General features: G+C 66.2%; 10 protein-coding genes. 2 read left to right on the top strand and 8 right to left on the bottom strand.

Annotation, left to right across the window (positions count from 1 at the left end):
• Positions 1-62: 62 nt before the first annotated feature.
• On the bottom strand, positions 63-683 hold the full coding sequence (locus tag V3388_RS03945; protein ID WP_336366216.1) for a trimeric intracellular cation channel family protein: 621 nt from the start codon (positions 681-683) through the stop codon (positions 63-65).
• Positions 684-898: 215 nt separating this feature from the next.
• Here V3388_RS03945 and V3388_RS03950 point away from each other — a divergent pair, with 215 nt between their 5' ends.
• On the top strand, positions 899-1,477 hold the full coding sequence (locus V3388_RS03950; protein ID WP_336366217.1) for a BLUF domain-containing protein: 579 nt from the start codon (positions 899-901) through the stop codon (positions 1,475-1,477).
• Between the two features lie 103 nt (positions 1,478-1,580).
• The gene (locus V3388_RS03955; RefSeq protein ID WP_336366218.1) at positions 1,581-2,561 is read left to right on the top strand and encodes an NADPH:quinone oxidoreductase family protein; all 981 of its coding nucleotides are present in this window, start codon (positions 1,581-1,583) and stop codon (positions 2,559-2,561) included.
• A 6-nt stretch (positions 2,562-2,567) separates the two neighbouring features.
• On the opposite strand, the gene V3388_RS03960 is transcribed toward V3388_RS03955, so the two are convergent.
• The 7 genes from V3388_RS03960 to V3388_RS03990 form a co-directional block, all read right to left on the bottom strand.
• Positions 2,568-4,397: a long-chain-acyl-CoA synthetase gene (locus V3388_RS03960; RefSeq protein ID WP_336366219.1), complete on the bottom strand. Its 1,830-nt coding sequence runs from the start codon at positions 4,395-4,397 to the stop codon at positions 2,568-2,570.
• Between the two features lie 33 nt (positions 4,398-4,430).
• Complete coding sequence (locus V3388_RS03965) at positions 4,431-6,380, bottom strand: acetyl/propionyl/methylcrotonyl-CoA carboxylase subunit alpha (protein WP_336366220.1); 1,950 nt, start codon at positions 6,378-6,380, stop codon at positions 4,431-4,433.
• A 237-nt stretch (positions 6,381-6,617) separates the two neighbouring features.
• Entirely contained in the window at positions 6,618-7,451 is an 834-nt protein-coding gene (locus tag V3388_RS03970) for an enoyl-CoA hydratase/isomerase family protein (RefSeq protein WP_336366221.1), read from the bottom strand.
• 24 nt (positions 7,452-7,475) lie between these two features.
• Positions 7,476-8,636 carry a citronellyl-CoA dehydrogenase gene (atuD, locus tag V3388_RS03975; RefSeq protein WP_336366222.1) on the bottom strand — a complete coding sequence of 387 codons (1,161 nt, stop codon included), beginning with the start codon at positions 8,634-8,636 and terminating at the stop codon, positions 7,476-7,478.
• Between the two features lie 449 nt (positions 8,637-9,085).
• Positions 9,086-10,702 carry an acyl-CoA carboxylase subunit beta gene (locus V3388_RS03980; protein WP_336366223.1) on the bottom strand — a complete coding sequence of 539 codons (1,617 nt, stop codon included), beginning with the start codon at positions 10,700-10,702 and terminating at the stop codon, positions 9,086-9,088.
• Between the two features lie 66 nt (positions 10,703-10,768).
• On the bottom strand, positions 10,769-11,635 hold the full coding sequence (locus V3388_RS03985; RefSeq protein WP_336366224.1) for an SDR family oxidoreductase: 867 nt from the start codon (positions 11,633-11,635) through the stop codon (positions 10,769-10,771).
• A 225-nt stretch (positions 11,636-11,860) separates the two neighbouring features.
• Entirely contained in the window at positions 11,861-13,660 is a 1,800-nt protein-coding gene (locus V3388_RS03990; RefSeq protein WP_336366225.1) for an acyclic terpene utilization AtuA family protein, read from the bottom strand.
• Between the last annotated feature and the right edge of the window lie 131 nt (positions 13,661-13,791).

Genomic DNA, 13,791 nt, shown 5'->3' on the forward strand with positions numbered 1-13,791 from the left:
CTGCGTGAAAAAACGGCAATGTTACCGTGTGCGGCCGCCGCCGCCAAGGGATGATCGACCGTTCAGCGGTTGCCGGCCGGGTCCCGCTGCAGGCGGATGTCGTAGCGCACCGCCAGCAGCCGCACGATGACGATAAACAGCAATCCGACGGTCAGGGGCACCGGCCCGCTGCCCAGCCACCACTGGCAGACAAAGTAGACCCAGCAGCCGGCAAAGGAGATGGACGCGTAGATCTGGTCCTTGCGGAAGATGAACGGCACCTCGTTGCACAGGGTGTCCCGCAGGGCGCCGCCGAAGGTGCCGGTCATCACACCCAGCAGTGAGGCGATGAACCAGGAATGGCCCAGGTCCAGGGCCAGCTGGGCGCCCAGAATGGAGAAAATGCCCAGGCCAATGGCGTCCGGAAACACGATGCGGGACTCCCGCAATTTGTGCGCCCGGCTCCAGTAGCTGAACACAATCGCCATCACCAGGATCAGGATGGGCTGTTCCTGGTGCTTGATCCAGTACAGCGGGTGGTTGTCCATCATCAGGTCCCGCAGGGTGCCGCCGCCCAGCGCCGTGATGAAGCCGATGGTAAACACGCCCACCGGGTCCATGTTTTTTGAGCGAGCGACGATCATGCCTGAGATGGCAAAGGCGATCACGCCGATCATTTCCAGCACATAGATGATGTCGACCATGGCAGACCTGTCAAACAGTGGGGTGACTGACGGAATGGCTGACTGGGCCCGGCCCAGCGGGGCGCCAGACGTGCGGCGACAACAGGGTCGGTGGCACGAGTGCGGCAAGGATAGCGGATTTGATGCCCGCGTTCATCCTGCCGGGCAGTGATCCGAGCCAGCGTCGGGGAACGTATCATGCCTTCAAATTACCGCGTTTGTTGCTGGAGCCGTGTATGTCCCTGATTCGTCTTGCCTACGCCAGTGAGGCTACGTTTGAAGCCACGCCGGTGACCACCGGCGTTGAGCCCACCGTGGCCCGGATTCTGCTCACCTCCCGGCGGAATAACGCGCGCAGCAACCTGGTGGGGGGGCTGTATTACGGCGACGGGTACTTTTTCCAGTACCTCGAAGGCGATGAAGAGGACGTTCGCGACACCTACGGCCGCATACAGAAAGACGACCGGCACACCAACCTGATCACCCTGATCGACGAGCCGCTATCCGCGCCCACCTTCAAAAACTGGTCGATGAAGTATGTACCGCTGTCCAGCGACGTGCAGGCGCTGCTGGCCCGCCACCGCATGACGCGGTTCGAGCCGCACCGGTTCAGCGCCCAGCAGTGCGAGGACATGATTGACCTGATTCGTCAGTCCAGCGCCAATCAGAAGCTGGTGAACCACGACGACGCGGAGCGCGGTGGTGTGCGGATGGGGGATCGCCCACAGGCGTTCTCACCGGCGCTGCGCTACGGCCTGCTGGCGGCGGGCGTGTGCCTCTTGGGGGCGCTGATCTACGCCGGGACACTGCTCTGAGCATTATAAGCCGCGTTTATTCTGCGCGATAAGAGAACCTGATTTGCCTCATGACCTGAGTGTGGTTAGTTTGAGCAAAACCCCACGCGACTCAGGAGATCCCATGAAAGCCATCCTCTGCAAGGAATACGGCCCCGCCGACACCCTCGTCATTGAAGACGTGCCGAGCCCTGAGGCCAAGGGCCGAGGGGTGAAGGTGCGGGTGCGGGCCGCCGGCCTGAACTTCCCGGATACCCTGATAATCGAGAATAAATACCAGATCAAACCGCCGCTGCCGTTCTCCCCGGGGGGAGAAATGGCCGGTGAGGTGATCGCCGTGGGTGACCAGGTGACTCGCTTCAAACCCGGCGACCGTGTGGCGGGGCTGACCGGCTACGGCGCGTTTGCCGAGGAAGTGATCGTGCCGGAGCAGAACCTGCTGCCGGTGCCGGACGCCATGTCCGACGAGAAAGCCGCCGCCTTTACCATGGTCTATGGCACCTCCTACTACGCGCTCAAGCAGCGGGCCAACCTGCAGCCAGGGGAAACCCTGCTGGTGCTGGGCGCCAGCGGCGGCGTCGGCCTGGCGACGGTTGAGCTGGGCAAGGCCATGGGCGCCCGGGTGATTGCCGCCGCCAGTTCGGCGGACAAGCTGGCCATCGCCCAGGCGGCCGGCGCCGACGAGGTGATCAACTACTCCGAGGAAAATCTCAAGGACGCCGCCAAGCGCCTGACCAACAGCAAAGGCGTGGACGTGATTTACGATCCCGTGGGCGGTGAGTACACCGAGCAGGCCCTGCGGGCCATGGCCTGGAACGGTCGCCACCTGATCATCGGCTTTGCCGCCGGCGATATCCCGAAGATTCCCGCCAACCTCACGCTGCTGAAGGGTTGCTCCGTGGTGGGCGTGTTCTGGGGCGATTTCACCCGGCGGGAGCCGGAGGTGAGCGCCCAGAACATGGTGGACCTGATGGGCCTGTTCGCCGAAGGCAAGATCGACCCGAAGATCAGCGCCGTTTACCCGTTTGAGGATTACGCCCAGGCCCTCGGAGCACTCACCGGCCGCAAGGCGACCGGCAAGGTGGTGCTGAAAGTCGGCGGGTAGGGCCCCTCAGAAACGCACGGCGCCGGCGTCGATGTCCCGGGCCAGCGCCGGCGTCACCGGGGTGTAGCCTTCGGTGCCCGGCAGCCAGGCGTACACGGTACCCTGGCCCTGGTCCGGGGCGTAGCCCGCCTTCTGCACGTCCACTTTCCGGTATTTGAAGGTGCCGGTTTTCTCGATCTCGCGGGCAACCCGCAGGAATACGGGCACGGCGTAGGGCGGCAGGTTGTCCGCCAGATACCGGAACAGCCGGTCCGGATCGAACGCTTCCGCATCGCCCTGGGGCACCAGGGTGGCCATGCCGGCTTTGCCGTTGGTGCCCGGGATTTCCACGCCGTAGACAATGGCTTCGGCCACCAGCCCGGAGCCGTCGATGATGTTCTCCACTTCCGTGGTGGAGACGTTCTCACCCTTCCAGCGGAAGGTGTCCCCCATGCGGTCCACAAACTGCAGGTGGCGCCAGCCAATCTCCCGTAGCACGTCGCCGGTGTTGAACCAGGCGTCGCCCTGTTTGAAGGCGTCCCGCAGGATGGATTTTTCCGTGGCGTCTTTCTGGGTGTAACCCTCAAACGCCCATTTCTTGTTGATCTCGCCGATCAGCAGGCCCGGTTCGCCCTTGGCCGCTTCCTCCAGCCGGCCCCGGGCGTCTCGAATGGGGTCCCGGGTGCCTTCATGGAACTTCACCAGGCGGTATGGCGCCGTGGAGAAGCCCACGGTGTTGTCCACGTTGAAGAAGTTGCTGAAACCGATGTTCCCTTCGGACGACGCATACAGCTCCGCGACCGTCTCAATGCCGAAGCGCTCCTTGAACGGCGTCCAGATGGACGGCCGCAGGCCGTTGCCGATCATCTTGGTGAGCGTGTGATTGCGGTCGTCCGGGGACGGCGGCTGGTTCATCAGGTAGCGGCACAGCTCGCCCACATAGCCGAAGGTGGTGGCTCGATAGTGGCGCACGTCCTGCCAGAAGGCGCTGGCGGAGAACCGGCGGCGCAGGGCAATGGCGGAGCCCCCGGCCAGCACCGAGCCCCAACACACCAGCAGCGCGGTGCCGTGGTACAGGGGCAAGGTGCAGTACAGGACGTCCTCCGGCGTCATCGCCAGGGACATCAGCCCGAAACCGCCGTAGGCCCGCACAAACTTCTTGTGGGAGCCGGGCGCCGCCTTGGGCAGTCCGGTGGTGCCGGAGGTGTAGAGATACACGGCGGTGTCGCCCAGGGTCGGCGGCTGGTCCAGTACCAGCGGTTCGCTGGACCGGGCGCTGACGCCGGCAGCCAGGTTGGCGTAGCCCTCGGGCGCTTCCCCGAACACGTTCAGGGTGTTGGCGTTGGCCAGGAACTGGAACGGCGCCGGATGGTCCGGCGCGAGCTGGTCCCGGATGCCGTCCAGCGTGTCCACCAGTTCCTCGCCCACCACGATCATCCGGGGCTCGATCAGCCCGATGCTGTGGGCCAGCACCTTGCCTTTCTGGGACGTGTTGAGCATGGCGCAGGCCACACCCAGCTTGGCGGCACCGGCCACCACCGCGAGCAGTTCCGGGCGGTTCTCCAGCATCACCGCGATGGCATCACCCCGAGCCAGGCCCTGATCATGCAGGTAATGGGCGATGCGGTTGGACCAGGCGTCGAATTCCGCCCAGGTGACCACCACATCGTTGAACAGCACCGCCGGACGGTCGCCGTGCTTGTCGGCGTTGCGGGCCACCAGGGTGCCCAGGGTCAGGTCGGCGCCGTCGTCCTTGATGGCGTAGTAATACAGCCCCCGGGCGATGGCCGGCAGGCGACGAAGCACGCCCGGCAGGTGTCGGACGAGGTCCCGGGCGGTGACGTTGTCTTGGCTCATGTGGATTCCGCTGACGCTGTGGTTGATGCCTGATTAATCGGTGGCCGGCTCAATGTCGACCAGCGGTTGCAGGCGGCGCACCTGGGTGCCGGCGGCCACGTGCACGTGGGTAATCACGCCGTCGCAGTCCGCCTTCACCGGATGCTCCATTTTCATCGCCTCCAGGATGGCCAGGGTCTGACCCCGGGCCACGGTCTCGCCCTCCCGGGCCAGAATGTCCAGGATGGCCCCGTCCATGGCGGCTTTGAGGGTGCCCGAGCCGCTGCCGGCATCGGCGCTGGCGGGGGCGTGGGTGCGGTCCTGAACCTGCCAGGCCCGTCCGGCTGCCTGCAAATATAGGGAATCACCTTCCCGGTGATATTGGCACCGCTGACGCACCCCGTTGTCGATGATGCACACCTCGCCCGGCCCCTCCGCCACCCGCTGGAACGCGAAGGCGGTCTCCCCGAGCTGAACCTCGGTGGTGTTGCCCCGGATTCGAAGCAGCGCCTCACGGGTAGTCTCCTCTACCGCCAGCGCCACCGGAATACGGGTGGCCGCCGCGTTGCTCCAGCCGGCCTGGCCCTGTGTGTCCAGCCCGAGCAGGGCGGCGCTAAGGGCCCAGTCCCGGTCGGTGAGGGTCATCGGCTTCAGGGAGGGATCGTTTTCAAAGGCCTGCTCAAGGAACGCAGTGGTTGCCTCGCCGGCGCCGAACACCGGGTGGTCGATGATCCGGCTCAGGAAATGCCGGTTGGTGGTCACCCCGAACACGGCGGTGTCCTCCAGGGCCCGGATGAGCCGCCGCCGGGCCTGGTCCCGGTTCTCGCCCCAGGCCACCACCTTGGCCAGCATGGGGTCGTAATGGGGGGTGATCCGGTCGCCGCTGCGCACCCCGCTGTCAAAGCGCACACCGGGCCCTTCGGCGGGCTGGAAACGGTGCAGTTCGCCGGTCTGAGGGGTGAACCCGTGGGCCGGGTCCTCGGCGTACAGGCGGACTTCAATGGCGTGACCGGTCAGCCGGATGGCGTCCTGCGCTAGCGGCAAGGGCCGGCCTTCGGCCACGGCCAACTGCCAGGCCACCAGATCCTGCCCGGTGATCAGTTCCGTCACCGGATGCTCCACCTGCAGGCGGGTGTTCATTTCCAGGAAGTAGAACCGGCGGTTCTGGTCCACCAGTAACTCCACGGTGCCGGCGCCTTCGTACCGGCAGGCGAGGGCGGCCCGCACGGCGGCTTCACCCATGGCCTGGCGCAGGTCCGGCGTCATGAATGGCGAGGGCGCCTCTTCCACCACCTTCTGGTGCCGACGCTGAATGGAGCAGTCCCGCTCCCCCAGGTACACCGCGTTGCCTTGGCGGTCGGCGAACACCTGGATTTCGATGTGTCGGGGTTCGATCACCGCCTTTTCCAGAATCAGCTCGTCATCGCCGAACGCCTGACGCGCCTCGGAGCGTGCCCGGGACAGGGCCTCCGGCAGATCTTCCGGGCTGTGAACCAGTCGCATGCCCCGGCCACCACCGCCGGCGGAGGCTTTCACCATCAGCGGGTAGCCGATGTCGCCGGCGGCCTGGATCAGTTCGTCATCGCCGGCGTTGTCCCCTTCGAAGCCCGGCACCACGGGAACGCCCGCCGCCTGCATGGCGATTTTGGAGCGGCGCTTGCTGCCCATCAGCTCAATGGCGTCCGCCGGCGGCCCCACGAACACCAGGCCCGCCTCGGCGCAGGCCCGGGCAAAAACGGCGTTCTCGGAGAGAAACCCGTAGCCCGGATGCACCGCGTCGGCGCCGGTGCAGCGGGCGGCGTCCAGCAGCGCCTCCACGTTCAGGTAGGAAGCTCCGACCGGCGCAGGACCGATCCGCACGGCCAGGTCCGCCTCGGCCACGTGCAGCGCCCGGGCGTCCGCGTCGGAATACACGGCCACGGTACGGTAGCCCAGGGCACGGGCGGTGCGGATGATGCGCACCGCAATCTCGCCCCGGTTGGCAATCAGCAGGGTTTTCAGCATGGCGTTGTCCTTTGAAAGCTCCAGTCATGGGGGAAGCACTGGCCGGGTGATCTCGCCAGAAAAACGCGACGAGCCCCCGCAAGCGGGCCCGGCCAGCAATCGCAGATTGCTGTCGTTAGGCTTCGCATGAAGCTCCGCTTCATAAACACTTTCCTAACCCCTGTGCGCTTGGCTCAGGCCATCCATGGCCTTCGACATTTTCTGGCGAGATCATCCGGCCAGCGCGGAATCGATCGATCATGCCTCGTTGGCCCATGCCGGCGGCCGCTTCTGCATAAAGGCAGCGGTGCCTTCAGTGCCCTCGGGGCCACGAATGGCGTCGGCAAATCGGGCCGCGGCGTCGTCCAGCAGGGCATCCATCGGCTCCTTGCCCACCCGGTGCAACAGCGCCTTGGTCTGGGCGGTGGCCTCCGGGGCGCACTGGCGAATCCGCTCAACGGCCTGATTCAGCGCTTCGGTCAGCGTGCCGTCGGTGTCCGCCACCTGATGGACGAGGCCAAGCGCAAGGGCCTCGGCGCCGTCAATCCGGAGCCCGAGCAGGGCCAGGCGTCGGGCCTGGGTCAGGCCGATGCGCTCCACCACAAAGGGGGCAATCTGCGCCGGTATCACCCCCAGGGTGGTTTCCGGCATGGCAAAGCGGGCGCTGGCGCCGGCGATGGCGAGATCCGAAACGCAGGCCAGGCCGAAACCGCCGCCCATTACCGCGCCCTCCAGCACCGCAATGACCACGCAGGGGGATTCGTTGACCTGCTGGATCATGCGGCCAAAAGCGCGGTTGAGGCGATAGAACGGGTCGTCCTCGCCGGACGTCGTATCGGAATTCCCGCCCGCGCCCCGGGCGCTGGCCATGTCCCGTATGTCCCCGCCGGCGCAGAAATGCCCGCCCGCGCCTCGGAGAACCACCGCCCGGAATCGGCGGTCCTGGGCCACCCGGGTGAAGACGGCGGACAGCTCCGCGACCATCTGCAGGCTCATGGCGTTGCGCACGTCCGGCCGGTTCAGGGTCACCGACAGCACGGGGCCATCGGCGCTCAGGACCAGGGTGTCGCAGTGGGGCAGGGATGCGGTCATAACGCGATTCTCCAGATTCGTGGTTCAGTCCCTGTGCTTGCCGGGCAGAATGCCCATCAGCTTGCAGATGATGCCGAGCATGATTTCGTCGGCGCCGCCGCCGATGGAGACCAGCCGCACGTCCCGGTAGGCCCGGGACAGGGGGTTGTCCCACATGTATCCGTTGCCGCCCCAGAACTGCAGGCAGCTGTCGGTCACCTCGCGTCCGAGCCGGCCGGCCTTGAGCTTGGCCATGGAGGCCAGCCGGGTGGCGTCTTTACCGGCGATGTGCAGCTCGCAGGCCTGATAGGTCAGGGCCCGCAGGGCTTCCACCTCGGTCTGCAGTTCGGCCATGCGGAAGTGGATGTACTGGTTGTCGATCAGCGCCTGGCCGAAGGTGCGCCGCTCCCGGCAGTAGTCGATGGTTTTGTTGATGCACACCTCCAGCGCCTTGATCACGTTGGCGGCGCCCCACATGCGCTCCTCCTGGAACTGGACCATCTGCATCATGAAGCCGGTGCCTTCGGCGCCGATGCGGTTGCGCTGGGGCACGCGGACGTCGTCAAAGAAGATCTGGGCGGTCTCGGAGGAGCGCATGCCCAGTTTGTTCAGGTGCGGGCTGAAGGAGATGCCGGGGCTGTCCATGGGCACCACAATCAGGGATTTGTTCTTGTGGGGCTTGTCGTCGCTGGTGTTGGCCAACAGGCAGATGAAATCGGCCTTCGGGGAGTTGGTGATCCACATCTTGGAGCCGTTGATGACGTAATCATCGCCGTCCTTGCGGGCGCTGGTTTTCAGGCCGGCCACGTCGGAGCCGGCGCCCACTTCACTGACGCCAATGCAGCCCACCATGTCGCCGGCGATGGCGGGGGCGAGAAAGTCCCGTTTGAGTTCGTCCGAGCCGAACCGGGCCAGCGCCGGGGTGCACATGTCGGTCTGCACGCCGATGGCCAGGGGCACGCCCCCGCACAGGGCGGTGCCTAGCTCTTCGGCGGCCACCAGGTTGTAGCTGTAGTCGAGGCCCATGCCGCCGTATTCTTCGGGTTTCTGGATGCCAAGCAGGCCCAGGTTGCCGAGCTTTTTGAACAGGTCGTGAATGGGGAATTCCCCGGCCGCTTCCCACTCGTCGCAGTGGGGGTTGATTTCCTTTTCAACGAAGTCCCGGACGGTTTTTCTCAGGGCTTCGTGTTCGGCGGTGAACTTCATGTCGGCTCTCCTTGGTGAGTTCTTGCCTGCTGCGATTGGGTGCCGGTTCTCGTGCTTGGGCAGCGGCTGACTGGGTGGGGCTTCAGAAAATCGCTACAAGCACGTCCGTGTGCGCTTGGGTCGGGCCGTCCATGGCCCTCCACATTTTCTGAAGCCCCACCCACTCAGCCGCTTGGGCCTGCCACGCTTCTGCTGCCTTTTGGCCATCTCGTTGCTTCGGTTTACCGCATCGGGCACCGGGTTTGCCCGGCGGGCATTGTTAATCTCGGCGCTCACTCGTGGTTCGATCGCGCCGTCTGGGGCGTTTCGTCCAAAAATGTGGAGGGCCAGGGATGGCCCGACCCAAGCGCACACGGATGTGCTCGTAGCGTTTTTTGGACGAAACGCCCCAGACGGTGCTACTCCAACACCCGCAGGCTGGCGTTTCAGGCACCCCCGGAGATAAACCATCAAAACCGTGCCACCCCAAAGGTATTCGACCGCAGCGAACGCTGTTCCGCTTCTCGGCACAGGGACAGAGCCAGCGCCAGAACCCGCCGGGTGTCGCGAGGGTCAATCAGCCCGTCGTCCCAGAGGCGGGCGGTGCCGTACAGGGCCGTTGAGCCGTCTTCCAGCTTCTTGGCGGTGGCCTGCTCCAGGAACGCCAGCGTCTTCTCATCCGGCTCCACGCCGGCCTTGCGCTGCTTCTCCTCCGCCACAATGCGCATGACCTTGCCCGCCTGGGCCGGGCCCATGACGGCGGTGCGGCTGTTGGGCCAAGCGAAGATAAACCGCGGGTCCAGGCCCCGGCCGCACATGGCGTAGTTGCCGGCGCCGTAGGAGCCGCCCACCACCACCGCGAGCTTGGGCACCCGGCAGTTCGCCACCGCCTGGATCATCTTGGACCCGTGCTTGATGATGCCGTGCTGCTCCGAATGGGTGCCCACCATAAAACCGGTGGTGTTGTGCAGGAACAACAGCGGGGTGCCCGCCTGATCGCACAGCTGGATGAACTGGGCCGCCTTGGTGGAACCGGCCGGGGTGATCGGGCCGTTGTTGCCGAAAATGCCCACACTGTGGCCTTCGATGCGGATGGTGCCGCACACGGTCTGGTCGTCGTAGCCGTTCTTGAAATCCAGGAAGCGGGAGCCGTCGGCGATGCGCGCCAGAATCTCCCGCAAGTCGTAGGGCGTTTTCGGGTCAGACGGCACCACCCCCAGCAGCTCCTCCGCCGGGTAGCGGGGTGGCTCCCAGTCCGGTTCCGGCCGCGCCGGCAGGTGCTCGTTCCAGGGCAGGGCGCCCAGAATGTCCCGGGCCTGGCGGATACCATCGGCGTCGTTTTCCGCCAGGTACTCGGCGGTGCCGGCGACGGTGGCGTGCATCTCGGCGCCGCCCAGTTCCTCATCCGTGGCCACCTCACCGGTGGCCGCTTTCAGCAGCGGCGGGCCGGCCAGGAACAGTTTGGCCTGCTCGCGTACCGTGATCACATAATCCGAGAGCCCGGGCTGGTAGGCGCCGCCGGCGGTGGCGTTGCCGTGGACCACGGTAATCTGGGGAATGCCGGCGGCCGACAGCCGTGCCTGGTTGGCAAAGCCCCGGGCGCCCAGCACGAAAATGTCCGTGGCATAGTTCAGGTTGGCGCCGCCCGATTCGGACAGCGACACCACCGGCAGCTTGTTCTCCAGGGCGATCTGCTGCAGGCGCAGGGTCTTGTCCAGCCCGGCGGGGCTGATGGTGCCGCCCTTGATGGCGCTGTTGCTGGCCACCACCAGGCAGCGCACGCCGGAGACCCAGCCGATACCGGCGATCAGCCCGCCGCCGGCCATGGAGCCGTCCTTGTCATCGTGCATGCGATAGCCGGCCAGGGAGCACAGTTCCAGGAAATCGCGGCCCCGGTCCAGCAGCCGGTTGATCCGGTCCCGGGGCAGGAGCTTGCCCCGCTGGGTGAACTTGTCCCGGGCCGATTCCGCCAGGTCCAGCACCTTCTGCTCCGCGTCCCGGAAGGTGCGGATGTGCGCTTCCATGGCGTCCACGTTGGCCTGGAACGCCTCGGACTGGGGGTTGAGCGTGCTTTCGAGTACCTGCATGAACCTGTCTCTCTGTGTTCGTTATCCCGTGCGCCCTGTCAGGGCCCAGCGACGCCTGGCGCAACCTCAGCCGTCGCCCAGCACCCGGGGAGTAACCGCCCGGTGGAAGCCGTTGAACGGGGCGTTGTTCTTCGCTTTCGGCATGGGCCAGACCCGGCCGCCCTGGGAGGCCGCGCCGTCGATGCGCAGGCAATCGCCGCTGATGAACGCCGCCGCCGGGCTCAGCAGAAAACAGATGGCTGCGCTCACTTCCGCCTCGGTGCCCATGCGCTTGAGGGGTACCGCGTCCGCCAGGCCACGAATCCAGCTCTTCATGGTGTCCGGGTAGTTATCCATGCCGCTGGAGGCAATCCAGCCCGGTGCCACGGCGTTGACGCGCACCCCGGACGGTGCCCATTCCACGGCGGCGGTCTGGGTGAAGTTCACCATGCCGGCCCGGGCCGCGCCGGAGTGGCCCATGCCGGGCATGCCGCCCCACATGTCCGCCACGATGTTCACGATGGCGCCGCCGGTCTTGGCCAGCGCCTGGGTGTAGGCTTCCCGGGCAATCAAGAAGCCGCCGGTGAGGTTAGTGCGCACCACGGTTTCCCAGCCTTTCTGGCTGATCCCGGTCAGCGGCGCGGCAAACTGCCCGCCGGCGTTGTTCACCACGCCGTCCAGCCGCCCGTGTTCGGCGATGACGGCGGCCACCATGGCCTTGACCGCCGCTTCTTCACGGATGTCACACACATGCGCCGAGGCCACGCCGCCGTCTTCCTCAATTTCCGCCTTCACCGCCTGGACCTTTTCCGCCTTTCGCCCCACCAGCGCCACCCGGGCGCCGAGCGCCGCCAGCTCATGGGCGGTGCACCGGCCAATGCCCGAGCCGCCGCCTGTGACGATGATCACCTGGCCGCTGAACAGGCCGGGCCGTAACACCGATTGGTATCCCATGGTTTCTCCTGTAGTCGTTGTCTCACACCCAATGCATCCATTGTTGCTGTGCGCTGCCTGGCGATGCCGCTAGGACCACGCAGAACGTCAAACTCCCCCACCGGTCTCTCCCTCCGGGTTGGTCTTCCGGGACACGCCGTGAATACGTCCCTGTAGGCTTGAGCGCAGCATCCCTGCTGCGCACAGTCCCGGAAGACCAACCCGGAGGGAGAGCCCTCGCCGAACTCAACGCAGAATGCCCCCCGGTACCGGCACCGGAAACTCCAGCAACTGCTGGGCAAACGCCTTGCCCTGGGGATCAATCCGCAGGCTCGCAACGCCGCCACCGCCCAGGCTGCGGGCCAGCAGGAAATTGAATCCGGGCAGGCCCGGCAACGCCCAACGGGTGACCCGGCCATGCGCCGGGTCCAGTACGTGGGCCATCCAGTCCGCCACGGCGGCTTCCGTTAGCGCCGCCGCCAGGTAGGGCAGATAGGCCGGCTCCCGGGCGATCACGCCGATGTTGCTGTGATCGCCCTTGTCGCCGCTGCGGGCCCAGGCCAGGCGGATCAGCGGTACGGTCTCTGTCAATGGCTCGTCAACGGCGGGTATCGGCGGTTCGTTCGGCAGGGACGCGGGATCAAACCCGCCGTCCGTCGCCACGGCCACGGGCGTGGATTGTCCGCCCTGATCCACCAGCACCTGCACCCGGGTTTTGGGCACCAGGCAGGAGAACAGCCGGATCTTCGGCCAGACCGACGGCCGCCCGCCGACAATGCCGGTGAGCCCCGGCGCCATCCCCGTTGCCGCCTGGGCAATCTCCCGGGAAAACAGCACCAGAGCCTCCTTTTTCGGGTGTGCGGTGGCGATCTTCACCACCACTTCCCGGCAGCTGCCGGCCCGGCCGTGGGCGCCGTAGGTGGCTTCGGTACCCAGCAGTTCGATGCTGGTCTCCGAGTAATCCGGCAGGCCGCGCTCGCGGAACAGGGCCGAGGTTTTCGCCAGGATCGCGTCGGCCACCGCCTGGGCCTTGGCCGGCGCGTCGATGCCCGCCAGCAGGAAGGTGACGGTGCATTTGAACCCGTCCGGCCAGGTGCCGGAGACCTTGTAGGTATCGGTGGGTGGGCGCCCCCGTGCGCCGCTCACCTGAACCCGGTCCGGGCCGAGTTGGCTGAGTGTCACGGCGGTGAAATCGCAGGTGACGTCCGGCAGCAGGTAGGCCCGGGGATCGCCGATTTCGTACACCAGCTGCTCCGCCACCGTGCCCCGGCTCACCAGGCCGCCGGTGCCATCCGGCTTGGTGATCACCACGGTGCCGTCGGCGCTCACCTCCGCGATGGGAAAGCCCATGTTGGCGTAGCCGCCCGCCACCTCGGCCCAGTCGGTAAAGTTGCCGCCGGTGGCCTGGGCGCCGCATTCCAGCAGGTGGCCGGCCAGGCTGCCCTGGGCCAGCCGGTCGTAGTCGTCCCATTGCCAGCCGAATTCGTGTACCAGGGGTGCCAGCACCAGCGCGCTGTCCGCCACCCGGCCGGTGATCACAATGTCCGCGCCCTGTTCCAGCGCGGTCACCAGCCCCGGCGCGCCCAGGTAGGCGTTCAGGCTCACCATCATCCCGGGCAGGGGGGCACCGGTGTCCATTTCGGCGATGCCGTCTTTTGCCAGGGCGGATTTCTGGGGCATCAGGTCGTCGCCCAGTACCAGGGCAATCCTGAGGTCCACGCCGGCCTCGTCGCACAACGCCTGCAGTGCATCGCGACAAGCCACGGGGTTAACGCCGCCGGCGTTGGCCAGCACCCGGACCCGCTGGTCTTTGATCTCCCTGAGGAGTGGGCCCATTACGGTTTGCACAAAATCCCGGGCGTACCCCTGGGTGGGGTCTTTCATCTTCTGTCCGGCCATGATCGACAGGGTGATTTCTGCCAGATAGTCCGCCACCAGATAATCCAGCTGGCCGTGCCGGACCAACTGCGCGGCGGCGGTTTCCGTGTCGCCCCAGAAGGCCGACGAACAGCCAATGCGAACGGTGGGGCGGGGGGCGTCAGTCATGGGGCGCAGTCTCCGTGCGATGGGTGGGGCCGCTATTGGAATCTCCAAATCTGCCATTGACATTACCAAGCAAGCGCTTGGTTTGTAAACAAGCGGTGCTGAGGTACAATCGGTTTCGGACAATTGGCCCA

This window comes from Marinobacter sp. C2H3 (assembly GCF_037080155.1).
In the GTDB taxonomy this organism is placed as follows: Bacteria; Pseudomonadota; Gammaproteobacteria; order Pseudomonadales; family Oleiphilaceae; genus Marinobacter.

Excerpts from the sequence above, each read along its gene's own strand:
- atuD (WP_336366222.1), bottom strand. The coding sequence starts at position 8,636 with ATGAAGTTCACCGCCGAACACGAAGCCCTGAGAAAAACCGTCCGGGAC.
- V3388_RS03980 (WP_336366223.1), bottom strand. The coding sequence starts at position 10,702 with ATGCAGGTACTCGAAAGCACGCTCAACCCCCAGTCCGAGGCGTTCCAG.
- V3388_RS03950 (WP_336366217.1), top strand. The coding sequence starts at position 899 with ATGTCCCTGATTCGTCTTGCCTACGCCAGTGAGGCTACGTTTGAAGCC.
- V3388_RS03990 (WP_336366225.1), bottom strand. The coding sequence starts at position 13,660 with ATGACTGACGCCCCCCGCCCCACCGTTCGCATTGGCTGTTCGTCGGCC.
- V3388_RS03945 (WP_336366216.1), bottom strand. The coding sequence starts at position 683 with ATGGTCGACATCATCTATGTGCTGGAAATGATCGGCGTGATCGCCTTT.
- V3388_RS03970 (WP_336366221.1), bottom strand. The coding sequence starts at position 7,451 with ATGACCGCATCCCTGCCCCACTGCGACACCCTGGTCCTGAGCGCCGAT.
- V3388_RS03960 (WP_336366219.1), bottom strand. The coding sequence starts at position 4,397 with ATGAGCCAAGACAACGTCACCGCCCGGGACCTCGTCCGACACCTGCCG.
- V3388_RS03955 (WP_336366218.1), top strand. The coding sequence starts at position 1,581 with ATGAAAGCCATCCTCTGCAAGGAATACGGCCCCGCCGACACCCTCGTC.
- V3388_RS03965 (WP_336366220.1), bottom strand. The coding sequence starts at position 6,380 with ATGCTGAAAACCCTGCTGATTGCCAACCGGGGCGAGATTGCGGTGCGC.
- V3388_RS03985 (WP_336366224.1), bottom strand. The coding sequence starts at position 11,635 with ATGGGATACCAATCGGTGTTACGGCCCGGCCTGTTCAGCGGCCAGGTG.